Genomic DNA, 16013 nt, shown 5'->3' with positions numbered 1-16013 from the left:
CCAAGGCGTATCATGGCGAAAGACACGACGGGGCGGCTGCACGTCACGGTAAAAAGCGGCGGCAAGCGCAAGCTGTCATCCAAGCTGTGGCTGGAGCGCCAGCTCAACGATCCTTATGTCGCGCAGGCCAAGCGGGAAGGTTATCGCTCGCGTGCAGCCTTCAAGCTGCTCGAGATGGACGACAAGTACCGCTTTCTGAAGCAGGGGCAGGCGGTGGTCGATCTCGGTGCCGCGCCGGGAGGCTGGAGCCAGATCGCGGCCAAACGCGTCGGCGCCGAGGCGGGCAAGGGCAAGGTCATCGCCATCGATCTTCTGGAGATGGGCGAAATTCCAGGCGTCGCCTTCGCGCAACTCGATTTCCTCGCCGACGATGCGCCGGAAAAATTGCGCGCGATGCTCGGCGGCGGCGCTGACATCGTGATGTCGGACATGGCCGCCAACACCACGGGCCACCGCAAGACCGACCAGTTGCGCATTGTTGGTCTCGTCGAAAGCGCGGCTGCGTTCGCGGCCGAAGTGCTCAATCCCGGCGGCGTGTTTCTGGCGAAGGTCTTTCAGAGCGGGGCGGATGCCACGTTGCAGGCGGAGCTGAAACGCAATTTTGCGACCGTGCGTCACGTCAAGCCTGCGGCGAGCCGTCAGGACTCGTCTGAGCGTTATGTGCTCGCGATAGGTTTTCGCGGCGGCGCGCAGGCTTAGCCAAGCCGCTGGTCGCGCACCTCGGCGGTGGTCTCGTTGGCGGCGGTATCGGCCGCCTTCGGGCCTTCCATCGCCTCGACCTTCTGACCGGAGATCTGATAACCGGCATTGGTGGGCAGGCGATAGAACGACCAGAACGACGACAACGAGATCAGCGAGACGACGACAAAAGCAGGCCAAAAGTCGGCCGCGCTGAGTTCTGCTGCTTGCCGGAAGCGCACCGTGGCTTCCACCGCGAATGCGCCGACGGCGACGCCCGCCGAAATCGCCAGTTGCTGGTTGACGCTCGCGAGCGTGGTGGCGCGGCTCATCTGCGGCGGTTCGACCTCCGCATAAGCCAATGTGTTGATCGCGGTGAACTGCAGCGAGCGGAAGAAGCCGCCGACGATCAGGATGATCATGATGAGCAGCAGCGGCGTGGCCGGCGTGAACAGCGCGCAGGCGGCGAGCGAGGCGGATGCGACGAACACGTTGAACAGGATGACCGGTCTGAAACCGAACGTGCGGATGATGCGCGCGGCGAACGTCTTCATGCCCATCGCGCCGATGGCGGAGGCGAACGTCACCATGCCGGACTGGAACGGCGATAGGCCGAATCCGAGTTGCATGAGCAATGGCAACAGGAACGGCAACGCGCCGATGCCCATGCGGAACAGGAAGCCGCCTCCAAGACTCGCGCGCAAGGTCGGCAGTTGCAGCAGCGAGAAGTCGAGCACGGGCGAGGCGGTTCTGCGCGCGTGCCGGATATAGAACAGGCCCGAGACGATACCGCCCGCGATCAGGCCGACGACGAGTTGCCACGGCAGAAGATTGAGTCCGGCCACCGACAGCCCGAAGGCCAATCCGGCCACCGCAAGCCCCGCCAGCAGCAGGCCGACGAGGTCGAACCGTTCGGGATTGATGCTTCGGATCGGGTCGATGAAACGGATGGCGAGATAGATGCCGAGAAATCCGATCGGGATGTTGATGAGGAAAATCCAGTGCCACGAAAAATAGGTGGTGATGAAGCCGCCGAGCGGCGGACCGATCACCGGGCCGAGCAAAGCGGGTACGGTGACCCATGCCATCGCGTTGACCAGCGCGCTCTTGTCGATGGTCCGCAACAGCACCAGGCGGCCGACCGGCATCATCATCGCGCCGCCCATGCCCTGAAGGATGCGAGCGAAGACGAAGTCAGTGAGCGAGCCCGAGAGCGCACACCCGATCGAGCCAAGCATGAAAACGGCGATGGCGGATGCGAACACGTTGCGCGCGCCGAACCTGTCCGCCATCCAGCCGCTGCCGGGGATGAACACCGCCAGCGACAGCAGATAGGAGGTAATCGCGACTTTCAGCGCCAGCGGATTGGTACCGATGTCGGTCGCGATGGCGGGCAGCGACGTCGCAATGACCGTGGAGTCCATGTTCTCCATGAACAGGGCGCAGGCGACGATCAGCGGAATCAGGCGTTCTTTCTGCATCTGCAGGTTGGTAGCAATGGCGGGAGGATCGGCAAAGCCCGGCTGATGGAGAAAGTAGCCTGTGCCGCAGGTGAGGGCGGTCCGGCCGGTCAACTCGCTGTGACCGCAGCCGTTCCCGCGCACGGCCTTTCCGGCGGTATGGCTGCCATCGCCTAAAAGCCTGTCAAAATCACGAGAAAGGCTTTGAAATGCGGGGTCGCCATGCTATCGACCACCGCCAATCCCATTGATGGGCCACGATTCCCGTGCGGTGCCAAAGCGCCGCCGGATCGTCGTACATCCTGAGATGTTATCGCGGCGAGGCCGCTGGAGGGAGTTGGCAATGGCGTCCATCGATCAGGCAATCCGGGAAGCGTTCACCTTCGACGACGTGTTGTTGAAGCCCGGCCTCTCGGAAGTGATGCCCTCCGACGCCGATCTGCGCACCCATCTCACCCGCGCTGTTCCCCTCAACATTCCGATCATGGCCTCCGCCATGGATACGGTGACCGAGGCCCGCATGGCGATCGCGATGGCGCAGTCGGGCGGCATCGGTGTCATTCACCGCAATTTCGGCAGCCCCGAGGATCAGGCTGCACAGGTGCGGCAGGTGAAAAAGTTCGAATCCGGCATGGTGGTCAATCCGCTTACCATCGCGCCCGATGCGCGGCTCGCCGATGCACTGGCGATGATGAAGGATCACGGCTTCTCCGGCATTCCGGTGGTCACCGGCGGCGGCAACGGTCAGCCCGGCAAGCTCGTCGGCATTCTCACCAACCGCGACGTGCGCTTCGCCACCAATCCGGACCAGAAGGTTTCCGAATTGATGACGCACCAGAACCTCGTCACCGTGCGTGAAGGCGGCGTCAATCAGACCGAAGCCAAGAAGCTGCTGCACCAGAACCGGATCGAGAAACTTCTCGTTGTCGATGACCAGTACCGTTGCGTCGGCCTCATCACCGTGAAGGATATGGAGAAGGCGGTGGCCTATCCGCTCGCTTCCAAGGACGAGCAGGGGCGCTTGCGCGTTGCTGCCGCGACCACGGTCGGCGATGGCGGTTTCGAGCGCACCGAACGGCTGATCGACGCGGGCGTCGACGTCGTTGTGGTCGATACCGCACACGGTCATTCGCAGCGCGTGCTCGATGCGGTCAACCGCATCAAGCGGCTATCGAATGCGGTACAGGTCGTGGCGGGCAACGTCGCGACCAAGGAAGGCACCCAGGCGCTGATTGATTCCGGTGCGGACGCGATCAAGGTCGGCATTGGCCCGGGCTCGATCTGCACCACGCGTATCGTCGCGGGCGTCGGCGTGCCGCAGCTCACCGCGATCATGGATTCGGTCGAGGCGGCGAAGAAGGCGAACATCCCGGTGATCGCTGATGGCGGCATCAAGTTCTCCGGCGATCTCGCCAAGGCGCTGGCCGCAGGCGCGGACGTCGCGATGGTCGGCTCGCTGCTCGCCGGTACCGACGAGACGCCGGGCGAAGTGTTCCTGTGGCAAGGCCGTTCCTACAAGGCTTATCGCGGCATGGGTTCGGTCGGGGCGATGTCGCGCGGCTCGGCCGACCGTTATTTCCAGCAGGACATCAAGGACACGCTCAAGCTGGTGCCGGAAGGCATAGAGGGGCAGGTACCGTACAAGGGACCGGTCGCCGCCGTTCTGCATCAGTTGGCCGGTGGCCTGCGCGCTGCGATGGGATATGTCGGCGCGCGGACGCTGAAGGACTTCCACGCCAAGGCGGAATTTGTCCGCATCACCGGCGCGGGATTGCGCGAAAGCCACGTCCACGATGTGACGATTACGCGCGAGAGCCCGAACTATCCCGGCGGAGCGTAGTTATTACGGCAAGCCCGCGACGCATCCATGATCTGGGTGCGCGCGGGCGATCCATACTTTGATGTTTGGAGATGCCGTTATGATGTACCAGGGCATTTTGTTGCCGGTTTTCGTTCTTGTGGCCCTGACATTCGGGGTGCTGTTCTGGCATGGACAGCGTCTTTCACTCGCAGGCGGTCCTGCGGAAGGTTCGTTCAACTACCACCTTCATACCTTGTTCTACGTCGTTGTGGCGCTTGCGCTGCCGCTGCGGCAGGCCGATCTGGTGATGGTTCTGCTGGCATGGGTGTTTCTGGTGGTGCAGGCGCTGCATGCGGGCATTCTGATACGGAGCGCGGGCGAGGGATCGCGAGGTTCGCTCTTTATCGCCGGCGCGCTGGTATTGCTGGCGATGTGGGTGTACTTCGCACTACGCATCCTGTTTCCGACGCTCACATAACGACTGAAGGATAGTCATGACACCTGCTGCACGGCTGTCCGCTGCCATTGAAGTTCTCGACGCCATCGATGCCAACCGCTCCCCGGCGCAAACCGCGCTGAAGGAGTGGGGCACGGCGCATCGTTTCGCGGGGTCCGGCGACCGTGCCGCGATCGCGGGTCTTGTGTTCGACGCGCTGCGCCGCCGCTCGTCGAGCGCCTATCTTCTCGATGACGATAGTTCGCGCGCGCGCCTGCTTGGCGCGTTGAGGCTGGAGCGCAGGCTGGACACCGATGCCATCGCGGCGCTGTGCAATGGTGAGCGTTTCGCGCCCGTGCCGTTGTCGGATGCCGAGCGGAGCGCGCTCAACTCCCGCACGCTCGACGATGCCGCGCCGGAGATCGCGGGCGATTATCCCGCTTGGCTCGATCCGCATCTGGCGGAGGCTTTTGGCGACGATCGCGTGAAGGAAGCGGCCGCGATGGCGAGCCGCGCACCGCTCGATCTGCGCGTCAACACGCTGCGCGCAAAACCGGAAAAGGCGCTGGCCGCGCTGTCGCATCTGGGTGCACAGCCGACGCCATGGTCGCCGCTCGGATTGCGCATTGTGCTCGGGGCGGATGCGCGCAATCCCGGCGTTCACGCCGAGGAGATTTTTATCAAGGGCGGCGTTGAAGTTCAGGATGAAGGATCGCAGCTCGCGGCTCTGCTGACGCAGGCCAAGCCGGGCGAGCAGGTCATTGATCTGTGCGCGGGCGCGGGCGGCAAGACGCTGGCGCTGGCGGCGATGATGCAGGGCAAGGGCCGCCTGATTGCGACCGACCGCGACAAGCGCCAGCTTGCGCCGATCCATGAGCGGCTGTCGCGCGCGGGGATTCACAACGCCGACATCCGCGCGCCGAAAGGCGCGGAAAACCCGCTGTCCGGCATCAAGGCGACGGCCGATCTCGTGGTGGTGGATGCGCCATGCACCGGCACGGGCACGTGGCGGCGCAATCCGGACGCCAAGTGGCGGATGCGGCCCGGCGCGCTGGAGGTTCGGCTCAAGGATCAGGTGGAGGTGCTGGAACGCGCTGCGGCCCTCGTGAAGCCCGGCGGGCGGATCGCCTACATCACCTGCTCGGTGCTGCCGCAGGAGAACAGCGGCCAGATCGAGGCCTTTACGGCCCGCCACAGCGAATTTGTCGTGGTCCCTCCCGCCGAGGTCATCGGGGCGCTCGGGGACCGTGCATCGGAGTTCGGCAAGGCTGTGCGCCAGTCGCCTCAGGGGCTGCTGATGACCCCGCTGCGCACCGGGACCGACGGGTTTTTCGTCTCGATCCTGCGCAAGGCCGGGTAACGACGCAGGCGGGGTGGCTTTGCCGCCAAAACCTGCCGATAAGGCCGGTTTTACGGGCGTTCCGGGGTTGCGACTCCGCCCCCCCTCGCGTATCTCCCAGCCATGACAGCACACAGCCAGACCGGTGCCGCGACGCCTGATGTGGCGGCCGCGCACGAGAAGATTCTGATCGTCGATTTCGGCTCTCAGGTCACGCAATTGATCGCCCGCCGCGTCCGCGAGGACGGCGTCTATTCCGAGATCGTACCGTTCCAGAAAGCCGAGGAAGCCTTCCAGGCGATGAAGCCGAAGGCGGTGATCCTGTCCGGCGGTCCGGCCTCGGTGCTCGACGACAATGCACCGTCCGCGCCGATGTCGATTCTGACGGCGGGCGTGCCGGTGCTCGGCATCTGCTACGGCGAGCAGACCATGGCCCAGCAACTCGGCGGCACGGTGGAGGCGGGGCATCACCGCGAGTTCGGCCGCGCCGCGATCGAGATCACGGACGATTGTGCGCTGTTCGACGGTGTGTGGAAGAAGGGCGAGAAGCACGACGTCTGGATGAGCCACGGCGACCGCGTGACGAAATTGCCGGAAGGTTTTCGCGGCGTGGCGAAAGCGCCGGGCTCGCCGATCTCCATCATTGCGGACGACAAGCGCAAATTCTACGCGATGCAATTTCACCCCGAGGTGGTGCATACGCCGGATGGCGCCAAGCTGATCAAGAATTTCGTGCGCAAGGTCGCGGGCCTGAAAGGCGACTGGACCATGCGCGCCTTCCGCGAGGAAGCAATTGAAAAAATCCGCGCGCAGGTCGGCAAAGGCCGCGTGATCTGCGGTCTGTCCGGTGGCGTCGATTCAGCGGTGGCTGCGGTGCTGATCCATGAAGCGATCGGTGATCAGCTCACCTGCGTGTTCGTCGATCACGGTCTGCTGCGTATGGCGGAGGCCGAAACGGTCGTCGATCTGTTCCGGCATCACTACAACATCCCGCTGGTGCATGTTGACGCTTCCAAGACGTTCCTCGGTGAACTCGCGGGCGTCACCGATCCCGAGCAGAAGCGCAAGATCATCGGCAAGCTGTTCATCGATGTGTTCGATGAGGAAGCGAAGAAGATCGGCGGCGCGGATTTCCTCGCGCAGGGCACGCTCTATCCCGACGTGATCGAAAGCGTGTCGTTCACCGGCGGTCCTTCCGTCACGATCAAGTCGCATCACAATGTCGGCGGTCTGCCCGCGCGCATGAAGATGAAGCTGGTCGAGCCGCTGCGCGAACTGTTCAAGGACGAAGTGCGCGCGCTGGGCCGCGAACTCGGTCTGCCGGATGTGTTCGTCGGGCGTCATCCGTTTCCGGGGCCGGGGCTTGCGATCCGTTGCCCCGGCGAGATCACGCCGGAGAAGCTCGACATCCTGCGGCAGGCGGATGCGATCTACATCGAGGAAATTCGCCGTGCCGGACTTTACGACACCATCTGGCAGGCGTTCGCGGTGTTGCTGCCGGTGAAGACCGTGGGCGTAATGGGTGACGGGCGGACGTATGAATTCGTCGTCGGCCTGCGGGCGGTAACATCGACAGACGGCATGACGGCGGACTTCTATCCGTTTGACATGAAATTTCTCGGCGAAACCGCGACCCGCATCATCAACGAAGTCAAAGGTGTCAACCGCGTCGTTTATGATGTGACCTCGAAGCCGCCCGGCACCATCGAGTGGGAGTAGTCTCCTCGTCTGCCAGCGGTCGCACGGGTGTGAAGCATGTCGACCGTAATTGCCATTCTGGGTGGCGTCGGGTTGTTTCTGCTGGGCATGACCGTCATGACGGACGGTCTGAAGGCGCTGGCCGGGTCGGCGCTGCGCACGGCGCTGGGTAAGGCCGCATCCACTCCGCTGTCGGGCGCCTTTTGGGGAGCCGTCGTCACTCTGCTGGTGCAGTCATCAAGTGCAGTGACGATGACGACCATCGGACTTGTCAGTGCCGGACTCATGACATTCCCGCAGGGGCTTGGCCTGGTGTTCGGCGCGAATATCGGCACGACTGGCACCGGCTGGCTCATCGCGCTGATCGGCGTGCGTGTGTCATTGTCGACTTATGCACTGCCGATGATTTTCATCGGCGCGCTGACAAAACTGCTGGCGAGCGGACGGGTCGCGGCGGCAGGTGGTTCGATTGCAGGTTTTGCGCTCGTTCTCTACGGCCTCACTACCCTCCAACAGGGCATGGGCGGCCTCGCAGAGAGCCTGCATCCGTCCGATCTGCCTGCGGTGCTTGGTGCGCCCGGCGTCGGCTGGGGCACCGGATCGATCGGGCTCCTCACCTTGATTGTTGTGGGCCTTGCGATGACGGCGGTGATGCAGTCTTCGACCGCCGCCATTGCCGTAACGCTCGCGAGCTTTTACGCCGGAGCTGTGAGCCTTGAGCAAGGCGCTGCTCTCATCATCGGGCAAAACATCGGAACGGCGACGAGTTCGGCGCTGGCCGCCATCGGTGCGAGCACGACGGCGAAGCGTCTGGCGCTGGCCTATGTGTTGTTCAAGGTCATCGCCGCGCTGATCGCGATCGTCGCCTTTCCGTTCACAGCACCGCTAATGAAAAGCCTGGCGTCGTCGGTCGACGGCACGACGGTTCTTGCGGCCTATCATACGGCCTACAACGTCATCGGCGTAGCCGTGCTCCTTCCTGCGACGCAATGGTTCACCCGCGTTGTGGAGCGGATGTTGCCGTCGAAGGAAACCACTGTCGAGCGCGTGCTCGATCCGAGCGCTCTCGACAATCCGGTCATTGCGATTGAGGCTGCGCGCCGGATCGTAGCGGACGCACTCAAAAAAATGACGGCTTCGATTTCCGCTTTGCTTTCGGGCAGGGCTGTTGATGCCCAGCGGGAGGGTGCTGCGGCCGCCGCAGCACTTGAGGAGGTGCGCGACTTTCTTTCCGAACTGCACGAACCGCCCGAGACGGACGCAGAGCGCCAGCGCATGGCCAGCACGCTGCATGCGCTCGATCACGCCGCGCGCCTCGTGGAAATCATCCAGACCGGATTCCCCGAGCCGGCCAGTCGAGATCCTCAGGCTGCCGCGTTGTGTGAGAAGGCCACACGTGGTGCGGAAGCCATCGGCGCCTCGATCACCGAAGAGGAGGCTTTCAGCGATCATGCCGGGCCTATCGGCTGGAACGTTTCGGCGGAGATTGAAGCAGTGCTCAGGGAGACTGAGGGTGCTGCGCGGGAGCTTGAAGGCATGCAGCATGACTATCGTGCGGCCACGCTTGCTGCTGTCGCAACGGGAAAATCCGCAGCCGCAGACGCTTTTGCGAAGATCGACGCCGCGCGAACGCTTGAGCGTATTTCATATCATGCATGGCGGTCGGCGGCCCATCTTGCGGGCCGGGGCCGCGACACGGGATCAGCGCACGAGACATGACGCGCCGCTTGGCATGCGCTATGAAGCAGCCTGACGGAATTCAGTAAGGAGCAAGACAAGTAATGGCAAAGGTACGTTGCATCACCGAAATGGGCATGGGCGTGGATGTTCATGGCAAGGACGGCACCAAGGCGGCGCGGCGCGCAGTGTCCGATGCGCTTCGTCACTCCAGCCTGAGCTTCTTCCCGCTGGTCGGTAAAACGCGCGACGACATGTTCGTTGATGTCACGGTTGCCGTGCCGGACCCGAGTGGCGTGGACACCACGGCTGTGGCGCAGGAACTGCCTTACGGCAAGATCACCGTGAAAGCGGTGCAGGGCGGTCTGGAAGTGCCTTACGAAGGCAAGGATTCCATCCTGATCGCGAACGCGGCCATCATCGTCTACATCGACGACGGCAAGTAAAGCACGGGCGCGGGGAAGCCGGGATACTGGTCCGCGTGATTGCCGTCATGGTTGGCCATGCCGGGTTTTGTCAGAACACCACGGGGCGCCGCGTAGCTTGAGATGTGGCGCCTCGGACATTCGTGCCAGCCGATGTTGAAGGCGGCGAGCTTCGGGAAAAACTGAAGGGTGCTGTAGGGCAGGTGGTCGTGAATCCACCATGCCATCGATTGCCAGGTCGTGCCTTCGGCAAGCCGATCGACCAGCCAGGGCACCACGATCGTCGCCATCGCGCCCATGCCGCCGTCGTCGCTGCGCTGATCCCAGATATGGCGTCCGCGATTGGCCTCGTTGGATGCGCAGTTGAGGTCGTGTGCGTTGCAGAAGCCGTTGACTTCGGGCGACCGATAGGCCGAGCGGATGGCGATGCGGCCGAATGTGTCCTGCAGTGGTTCGAGCAGGTTTTCGCAGAGGCCACGCCCGGCCGCGATGGCGAGGCCGGGATCGGTCGGAAGATTGGCAAACCCGTGAATGCTGGCGACTTCGCTGTAAAGGAAGTCGCGCATGAAAAACGATCGGGAGAGCCTGACCCTTCCAAGCTCTTCAGCCGCTTTGACGGATGTCGGCGTGCGCATGGCTATTCCTGCGGTCGGGCTGGTGGCGTACTTTTACGCGGCGAGAGCGTTCCTAGATAGGCTGGTGCCGGAAATCGGGTGGTTCTGCAGCCGGGACATTCCATCTTATGGAGAGAGCAAAGGCATCACCATGAGCAGCGATCGCTATTTCATTTTTGAAACGAGCGCCGGGTTCTGCGGCATCGCGTGGAACGAGGATGGCATCGCGCGCTTTCAGTTGCCCACGCGGAATGCGGATGAGGCGCGCCGCCTCCTGCTGAAAAGAACGCCGGGTGCAGCACCAGCGGAGCCAACTTCGACCATTGCCGATGTGGTCGAGACGGTGCGTCATTACTTCGAAGGAGCGGAAGCCGATTTTTCGAATCTCGAACTCGATCTCGCCAGTCAGGATGAATTGTTCCGGCGCATCTATGATGCGACCCGCCGGCTTCGATGGGGACAAACGACGACCTATGGCGCGCTGGCAAAGGAAATCGGCTCGGACCCTCGCATTGCGCGCGATGTCGGTCAGGCCATGGCCAAAAATCCGATCCCGCTCATCATTCCGTGCCACCGCGTGCTGGCCGCAGGGGGCAAGGTCGGTGGATTTTCCGCGCCCGGCGGGGCGGCGTCGAAGGTTCGGATGCTGCGGCTCGAAGGCGTGAAGCTCGATGGGGATGACCCGGCGCAACAGTCGCTGGCGCTTTGAAAGCCGCTCTTGCGGGATTTGCACTTTTCGCGGCGCGCCTTAGAAAAGGCGCCACGATCCCGACCCGACAGGTGCGCATGTGACCATCACGATCTACGGCATCAAGAACTGCGACACGATGAAGAAGGCGTTCGCCTGGCTCGACAAGGCCGGCGTCGCCTATGACTTTCACGACTACAAGAAAGCGGGTGTGAACAAGGCCGACCTTGAGAAGTGGTGCAAGGCTGAAGGCTGGGAAACCGTTCTCAATCGGGCCGGCACCACGTTCAGGAAATTGCCGGATGCCGACAAGGAGGGGCTGACCGAGCGCAAGGCCATTGCATTGATGATGGCGCAGCCTTCGATGATCAAGCGGCCGGTGCTCGACGACGGCAAGCATCTGCTGATCGGCTTCAAGCCGGACGTTTATGAAAAGGCACTGGGCGGCAAAGCGGCGCGCGGCAAAGCTTCCCGCTGAGGCGGGTTGCCGGCTGGCGCAGGTTTATTCGAACTCGATCTTGTCGCGCGTTTCGATGCGAGAGGGACGCGCGAAGTAGAGTTTCTTGTCGATCACGGCGCGGACGACGTCGATGGGAAGCCGCTCGCGCATAATCCGATTGATGTCGAAATGTCCCTCGAGGCTGATCGTCTCGAACGAGGCAATGATGCGGGTGACGCGTTTGCCGTCGCTGAACGGCAGCAGCAGCCGCTCCCAATCCACCGTCCGTTTTTCGCGATCCTGCACCCTCGACACGGTGTAGACCGGAAGTTCGCGCCGGATGCATTCCTCATAGATCGGCATGATGACCGGCGCGAGTTTGGGGCCGACATAGTCCCCGAGTTCATGTCCGCCGCCGGCTGTACCGTAAGCCTGCGCGAGGCGGGTGCCGACGCTGTCGATCATGATGCGGGGGCGGCCGTTCTCCAGCTTCACGGTGTAGAGAACGAATGATGCGCGCTCGCCCTCGGCGCATTCGAGATGAAATTCTTCGAAGGGGGGCGCGCGCTGGAGAGGGCTATAAAGGCTGAGCCATTTGTTCAGCAGGTCACGCTGCCGAATGGCGCGGATGACTTCGATCGAGGTGCCTGTAAACGGGTCGGTATCGTCGGGCGAGATATCTCGTTTGGCCGACATGGTGCAGCCTCCGAAAATCAACTCCGATAAAGGTCCATCATGTTCCCGATATTGACAAACGCAAGACAGAAATTGAGTTGAGCAGTTCCTAAGCCGCTTTTTTAAACTTGAGAAGTTGTGCACTGCACTTCAATGTCCAAAGGTCTCGTTGCGCGGAACGCGGAATCCGCTCCATAATTTTGGGACCGGAGGCTTCTGGCAGTCGGGATGTGCCGGTGCTTATTGCGGTGCGAAGACGGGGATTTTGATTGGCAGAGCCTGAGTATATTCTCGAGACCATCGGCCTGACGAAGGAGTTCGCGGGCTTTACTGCGGTCAACAATGTCAGCCTGAAGGTCAGGCGCAATACCATCCATGCGTTGATCGGCCCGAACGGCGCCGGCAAGACCACGGTTTTCAACCTCCTGACGAAATTCCTGCAGCCGTCGAAAGGGACCATTCTTTACAACGGAAAGGACATCACCGTGACCAAGCCCGCGGATGTCGCGCGGCTCGGCCTGGTGCGTTCGTTTCAGATATCGGCGGTGTTTCCCAATCTGACGGCGTTGGAAAATGTGCGCGTCGCTCTGCAGCGCGAGCACGGCGAGTCGTTCGACTTCTGGCGGTCGAAATCGGTCCTCAACCGCTTCAACGAACGGGCGAGGGCGCTCCTGGACGATGTCGGACTGTCGGCCTTTGCCGACATCCGCGCAGCCGAAATGCCTTATGGGCGCAAGCGTGCGCTGGAGATCGCGACGACGCTGGCGCTTGAGCCGGAGATGATGCTGCTCGACGAGCCGATGGCCGGCATGGGCCATGAGGACATCGACAAGATCGCGGCGCTCATCCAACGCATCGCCGCCAACCATACCATCCTGATGGTGGAGCATAATCTCAACGTGGTGTCGAACTTGTCGAACAAGATCACGGTGCTGACGCGCGGACATATTCTGGCCGAGGGCGATTACACGACGCTGACCCAGGACGAGCGGGTGCGGGAAGCCTATCTGGGAGCCGGGCATGCCTGAGGCAGCAACGGTGCCGGTGCTCGACATCAAGGGACTGCAGGCCTGGTACGGCGAGTCCCATATTCTTCACGGCATGGACTTTCACGTCCAGCCCGGCGAGGTGGTGACGCTGCTCGGCCGCAACGGTGCGGGCAAATCGACCACGCTGAAATCGATCATGGGCATCATCGGCAAGCGCCGGGGCTCGGTCATGTTCGAGGGCAAGGAAACGATCAACCTGTCATCGGACCGGATCGCGCGCCTCGGCGTCGCCTTCTGCCCCGAGGAGCGCGGCATCTTCTCGAGCCTCGACGTGAAGGAAAACCTGCTGCTGCCGCCGACGATCCGTCCGGGCGGCATGCCGGTGGAACGGATTTTCGACCTGTTTCCGAACCTGAAGGAACGGCTCACCAGCCAGGGCACCAAACTGTCCGGCGGCGAACAGCAGATGCTCGCGATCGCACGCATCCTGCGCACCGGCGCGCGCTTCCTGATGCTGGACGAGCCGACCGAAGGCCTTGCCCCGGTCATCATCCAGCAGATCGGGCGCACGATCTCGCGGCTGAAGGCGGACGGTTTTACGATTTTGCTGGTCGAGCAGAACTTCAGGTTCGCGGCGGACCTCGCCGATCGCTTCTACGTCGTCGAGCATGGACATGTGATCGACACGTTCGCGAGCGGCGAGCTGGAAGCCAATATGCAGAAACTTCACCAATATCTCGGCGTGTGACATGCAGGCGCTTTACGGACAGCTTCTTGTCGGACTGATCAACGGCTCGTTCTACGCGCTCTTGAGTCTCGGCCTTGCCGTCATCTTCGGCATGCTCAACATCATCAATTTCGCCCATGGCGCGCTCTACATGATGGGCGCGTTCACCGCGTATTTCCTGCTGCAATATGGCGGCCTGAATTACTGGTGGGCGCTGCTGCTTGCGCCGCTGATCGTGGGCGCGTTCGGAATGTTGCTGGAGCGTACGCTGCTACGCTGGCTCCAGGGACTCGATCCGCTTTACGGCCTGCTGCTGACCTTCGGCCTTGCGCTGGTGATCCAGGGTATCTTCCAGAATTATTTCGGCTCGTCCGGCATGCCTTACGCGATGCCATCCGAACTGCGCGGCGGCGTCAATCTCGGCTTCATGTACCTGCCGATCTATCGCGGCTGGGTCGTCGTGGTTTCGCTGATCGTCTGCCTGGCGACATGGTACCTGATCGAGCGCACGAGGCTCGGGGCTTACCTGCGCGCCGCGACCGAGAACCCGACGCTGGTGCGGGCTTTCGGCATCAACGTGCCGCTGATGATCACCTTGACCTATGGGCTCGGCGTCGGTCTTGCCGCGCTCGCAGGCGTACTGTCGGCGCCGATCAATCAGGTCGGACCGCTGATGGGAGCGGACCTCATCATCGTTGTGTTCGCGGTGGTGGTGATCGGCGGCATGGGCTCGATCATGGGTTCGGTCATCACTGGCTTCGCGCTGGGCGTGATCGAAGGGCTGACGAAGTATTTTTATCCGGAAGCATCCAACACCGTGGTTTTCGTGCTGATGGTGCTGGTTTTGCTGGTAAGGCCCTCAGGCCTGACGGGACGGGCGAACTGACATGGCGACCATCACCGAAAACGCGACCCCCACCAAGAACCGCTCAATGGCGGACGAGATCGTTGGCTTCATCATCATGGCGGTGTTGCTGGCCGCCGTGCCGCTGACCGGGATCTATCCCTATTTCGTGATGCAGGCGTTGTGCTTTTCGCTGTTCGCCTGTGCCTTCAACCTGCTGATCGGCTATAGCGGCCTTCTGTCGTTCGGCCACTCGATGTTTCTCGGCACCGCGAGCTACTTTACGGCTTATACCTTGAAGTCCTGGGGTGTGCCGCCAGTGGTCGGCATCCTGATCGGCGTATTCGCGGCCGCCGTGTTGAGCGTCATCACCGGCGCGATCGCGATCCGGCGGCAGGGCATCTACTTCGCCATGATCACGCTGGCGCTGTCGCAATTGATGTTCTTCATTTATCTGCGCGCGCCGTTCACCGGAGGTGAGGACGGCATTCAGGGGATTCCGCAGGGCACGCTGTTCGGCTTTATCGACCTGTCGAACACCAACACGCTTTACTATTTCATTCTCAGCGTGTTTTTGCTGGCATTCCTCCTGATCCACCGCATCGTCAACTCGCCCTTCGGCGAAGTGCTGAAATCGATCCGCGAAAACGAACCGCGTGCGATTTCACTCGGCTACAAGGTCGACCAGTACAAGCTGATGGCGTTCATCCTGTCGGGAACGCTGGCCGGTCTTGCGGGCTCGATGAAGATGTTCGTCACCCAGAACGCGTCGCTCACAGACGTACACTGGACGATGTCAGGTGAAGTGGTGCTGATGACGCTGGTCGGCGGCCTCGGGACATCCTTTGGCCCCATCGTCGGCGCGTTCATCATCGTCGCGATGCAGCAGTATCTCGCATCCTTCGGTCAATGGGTGATGGTGATGCAGGGCGCGGTGTTTATCATCTGCGTGCTGACCTTCCGCCGCGGCATCGTCGGCGAGATCGCGCACTACTTCAAACGCTCGCTTTAAATTGCAGTCATTGCGACGAGGCAAAGCCGACGAAGCAATCCAGTCCCGTCAAGCTGACTCTGGATTGCTTCGCGGCTCTCGCAATGATGAGGACTTCAGGTCGCGAGTTTCAATCCGACGATCCCGGCAACGATAAGCCCGATGCAGGCGAGCCGTCCGGCCGTCGCCGGATCGCCGAACAGCACGATGCCGAGGATGGCGGTGCCGACGGCGCCGATTCCGGTCCAGACCGCATAGCCGGTTCCGACCGGCAGGGTTTTCAGCGCGATCGCGAGCAGGATGACGCTGATCGTCATCGCGGCGAGCGTCAGGACCGAGGGGACCAGCCGGGTGAATCCCTCGGTATATTTGAGCCCGATAGCCCAGCAGATTTCCATCAGCCCAGCGAAAAACAGAACAACCCACGCCATGACGCGCTCCTTCGGCAGGCAGGGTCGTCCCCGCAAAAATGATGGGATTTGGCGGGCGGGTGAGTTCCCGGAGCCGCGAAGCGGGGTCGTCCCCGCCAAGG

General features: G+C 62.3%; 17 protein-coding genes. 13 read left to right on the top strand and 4 right to left on the bottom strand.

Annotation, left to right across the window (positions count from 1 at the left end; all coding sequences use genetic code 11):
- Positions 1 to 12: 12 nt before the first annotated feature.
- Positions 13 to 699: an RlmE family RNA methyltransferase gene (locus HMPREF9697_RS05440; RefSeq protein WP_002716163.1), complete on the top strand. Its 687-nt coding sequence runs from the start codon at positions 13 to 15 to the stop codon at positions 697 to 699.
- Here HMPREF9697_RS05440 and HMPREF9697_RS05435 read toward each other — a convergent pair.
- The gene (locus HMPREF9697_RS05435) at positions 696 to 2159 is read right to left on the bottom strand and encodes an MFS transporter (RefSeq protein WP_040308143.1); all 1464 of its coding nucleotides are present in this window, start codon (positions 2157 to 2159) and stop codon (positions 696 to 698) included. The genes HMPREF9697_RS05440 and HMPREF9697_RS05435 overlap by 4 nt on opposite strands.
- 322 nt (positions 2160 to 2481) lie before the next feature.
- Here HMPREF9697_RS05435 and guaB point away from each other — a divergent pair, with 322 nt between their 5' ends.
- From guaB to HMPREF9697_RS05405, 6 genes are all read left to right on the top strand, one after another.
- A complete protein-coding gene (gene guaB, locus HMPREF9697_RS05430; RefSeq protein WP_002716161.1) occupies positions 2482 to 3978 on the top strand; it encodes an IMP dehydrogenase in 1497 nt (498 codons plus the stop codon).
- A 79-nt stretch (positions 3979 to 4057) separates the two neighbouring features.
- On the top strand, positions 4058 to 4417 hold the full coding sequence (locus tag HMPREF9697_RS05425; RefSeq protein WP_002716160.1) for an MAPEG family protein: 360 nt from the start codon (positions 4058 to 4060) through the stop codon (positions 4415 to 4417).
- Between the two features lie 16 nt (positions 4418 to 4433).
- The gene (locus HMPREF9697_RS05420) at positions 4434 to 5735 is read left to right on the top strand and encodes an RsmB/NOP family class I SAM-dependent RNA methyltransferase (protein ID WP_002716159.1); all 1302 of its coding nucleotides are present in this window, start codon (positions 4434 to 4436) and stop codon (positions 5733 to 5735) included.
- 102 nt (positions 5736 to 5837) lie between these two features.
- Complete coding sequence (gene guaA, locus HMPREF9697_RS05415; protein ID WP_002716158.1) at positions 5838 to 7433, top strand: glutamine-hydrolyzing GMP synthase; 1596 nt, start codon at positions 5838 to 5840, stop codon at positions 7431 to 7433.
- A 36-nt stretch (positions 7434 to 7469) separates the two neighbouring features.
- A complete protein-coding gene (locus HMPREF9697_RS05410; protein WP_002716157.1) occupies positions 7470 to 9131 on the top strand; it encodes a Na/Pi cotransporter family protein in 1662 nt (553 codons plus the stop codon).
- 62 nt (positions 9132 to 9193) lie between these two features.
- The gene (locus HMPREF9697_RS05405) at positions 9194 to 9535 is read left to right on the top strand and encodes a Lin0512 family protein (RefSeq protein ID WP_002716156.1); all 342 of its coding nucleotides are present in this window, start codon (positions 9194 to 9196) and stop codon (positions 9533 to 9535) included.
- Here HMPREF9697_RS05405 and HMPREF9697_RS05400 read toward each other — a convergent pair.
- Positions 9514 to 10149, bottom strand: a complete 636-nt coding sequence (locus HMPREF9697_RS05400; protein ID WP_002716155.1) for a hypothetical protein — start codon at positions 10147 to 10149, stop codon at positions 9514 to 9516. The two genes, HMPREF9697_RS05405 and HMPREF9697_RS05400, sit on opposite strands and share 22 nt — an antisense overlap.
- A 130-nt stretch (positions 10150 to 10279) precedes the next feature.
- Here HMPREF9697_RS05400 and HMPREF9697_RS05395 point away from each other — a divergent pair, with 130 nt between their 5' ends.
- Together HMPREF9697_RS05395 and HMPREF9697_RS05390 are read left to right on the top strand one after the other, a co-directional pair.
- Complete coding sequence (locus HMPREF9697_RS05395) at positions 10280 to 10837, top strand: methylated-DNA--[protein]-cysteine S-methyltransferase (RefSeq protein ID WP_002716154.1); 558 nt, start codon at positions 10280 to 10282, stop codon at positions 10835 to 10837.
- Between the two features lie 79 nt (positions 10838 to 10916).
- Entirely contained in the window at positions 10917 to 11294 is a 378-nt protein-coding gene (locus HMPREF9697_RS05390) for an ArsC family reductase (RefSeq protein ID WP_002716153.1), read from the top strand.
- Positions 11295 to 11318: 24 nt separating this feature from the next.
- On the opposite strand, the gene HMPREF9697_RS05385 is transcribed toward HMPREF9697_RS05390, so the two are convergent.
- The gene (locus HMPREF9697_RS05385; protein ID WP_002716152.1) at positions 11319 to 11951 is read right to left on the bottom strand and encodes a PAS domain-containing protein; all 633 of its coding nucleotides are present in this window, start codon (positions 11949 to 11951) and stop codon (positions 11319 to 11321) included.
- 248 nt (positions 11952 to 12199) lie between these two features.
- On the opposite strand from HMPREF9697_RS05385, the gene HMPREF9697_RS05380 reads away from it, so the two are divergent.
- From HMPREF9697_RS05380 to HMPREF9697_RS05365, 4 genes are read left to right on the top strand one after another with little or no spacing between them, the layout of a single operon-like run.
- The gene (locus HMPREF9697_RS05380; RefSeq protein ID WP_002716151.1) at positions 12200 to 12958 is read left to right on the top strand and encodes an ABC transporter ATP-binding protein; all 759 of its coding nucleotides are present in this window, start codon (positions 12200 to 12202) and stop codon (positions 12956 to 12958) included.
- On the top strand, positions 12951 to 13667 hold the full coding sequence (locus tag HMPREF9697_RS05375) for an ABC transporter ATP-binding protein (RefSeq protein WP_002716150.1): 717 nt from the start codon (positions 12951 to 12953) through the stop codon (positions 13665 to 13667). Before HMPREF9697_RS05380 ends, HMPREF9697_RS05375 begins: the two co-directional genes overlap by 8 nt.
- A gap of 1 nt (position 13668) precedes the next feature.
- A complete protein-coding gene (locus HMPREF9697_RS05370; protein ID WP_002716149.1) occupies positions 13669 to 14532 on the top strand; it encodes a branched-chain amino acid ABC transporter permease in 864 nt (287 codons plus the stop codon).
- A gap of 1 nt (position 14533) precedes the next feature.
- Positions 14534 to 15502 (top strand): branched-chain amino acid ABC transporter permease, encoded by a 969-nt coding sequence (locus HMPREF9697_RS05365; protein ID WP_002716148.1) that lies wholly within the window; start codon positions 14534 to 14536, stop codon positions 15500 to 15502.
- Between the two features lie 95 nt (positions 15503 to 15597).
- On the opposite strand, the gene sugE is transcribed toward HMPREF9697_RS05365, so the two are convergent.
- Positions 15598 to 15912: a quaternary ammonium compound efflux SMR transporter SugE gene (gene sugE / locus HMPREF9697_RS05360; RefSeq protein ID WP_002716147.1), complete on the bottom strand. Its 315-nt coding sequence runs from the start codon at positions 15910 to 15912 to the stop codon at positions 15598 to 15600.
- Between the last annotated feature and the right edge of the window lie 101 nt (positions 15913 to 16013).

This window comes from Afipia felis ATCC 53690 (assembly GCF_000314735.2).
In the GTDB taxonomy this organism is placed as follows: domain Bacteria; phylum Pseudomonadota; class Alphaproteobacteria; order Rhizobiales; family Xanthobacteraceae; genus Afipia; species Afipia felis.
This window is presented reverse-complemented; position numbering and strand designations above follow the sequence as displayed.

Coding starts and splice junctions, on each gene's coding strand:
- HMPREF9697_RS05440 (WP_002716163.1), top strand. CDS start 13: ATGGCGAAAGACACGACGGGGCGGCTGCACGTCACGGTAAAAAGCGGC.
- HMPREF9697_RS05435 (WP_040308143.1), bottom strand. CDS start 2,159: ATGCAGAAAGAACGCCTGATTCCGCTGATCGTCGCCTGCGCCCTGTTC.
- guaB (WP_002716161.1), top strand. CDS start 2,482: ATGGCGTCCATCGATCAGGCAATCCGGGAAGCGTTCACCTTCGACGAC.
- HMPREF9697_RS05425 (WP_002716160.1), top strand. CDS start 4,058: ATGATGTACCAGGGCATTTTGTTGCCGGTTTTCGTTCTTGTGGCCCTG.
- HMPREF9697_RS05420 (WP_002716159.1), top strand. CDS start 4,434: ATGACACCTGCTGCACGGCTGTCCGCTGCCATTGAAGTTCTCGACGCC.
- guaA (WP_002716158.1), top strand. CDS start 5,838: ATGACAGCACACAGCCAGACCGGTGCCGCGACGCCTGATGTGGCGGCC.
- HMPREF9697_RS05410 (WP_002716157.1), top strand. CDS start 7,470: ATGTCGACCGTAATTGCCATTCTGGGTGGCGTCGGGTTGTTTCTGCTG.
- HMPREF9697_RS05405 (WP_002716156.1), top strand. CDS start 9,194: ATGGCAAAGGTACGTTGCATCACCGAAATGGGCATGGGCGTGGATGTT.
- HMPREF9697_RS05400 (WP_002716155.1), bottom strand. CDS start 10,149: ATGCGCACGCCGACATCCGTCAAAGCGGCTGAAGAGCTTGGAAGGGTC.
- HMPREF9697_RS05395 (WP_002716154.1), top strand. CDS start 10,280: ATGAGCAGCGATCGCTATTTCATTTTTGAAACGAGCGCCGGGTTCTGC.
- HMPREF9697_RS05385 (WP_002716152.1), bottom strand. CDS start 11,951: ATGTCGGCCAAACGAGATATCTCGCCCGACGATACCGACCCGTTTACA.
- HMPREF9697_RS05375 (WP_002716150.1), top strand. CDS start 12,951: ATGCCTGAGGCAGCAACGGTGCCGGTGCTCGACATCAAGGGACTGCAG.
- HMPREF9697_RS05370 (WP_002716149.1), top strand. CDS start 13,669: ATGCAGGCGCTTTACGGACAGCTTCTTGTCGGACTGATCAACGGCTCG.
- HMPREF9697_RS05365 (WP_002716148.1), top strand. CDS start 14,534: ATGGCGACCATCACCGAAAACGCGACCCCCACCAAGAACCGCTCAATG.
- sugE (WP_002716147.1), bottom strand. CDS start 15,912: ATGGCGTGGGTTGTTCTGTTTTTCGCTGGGCTGATGGAAATCTGCTGG.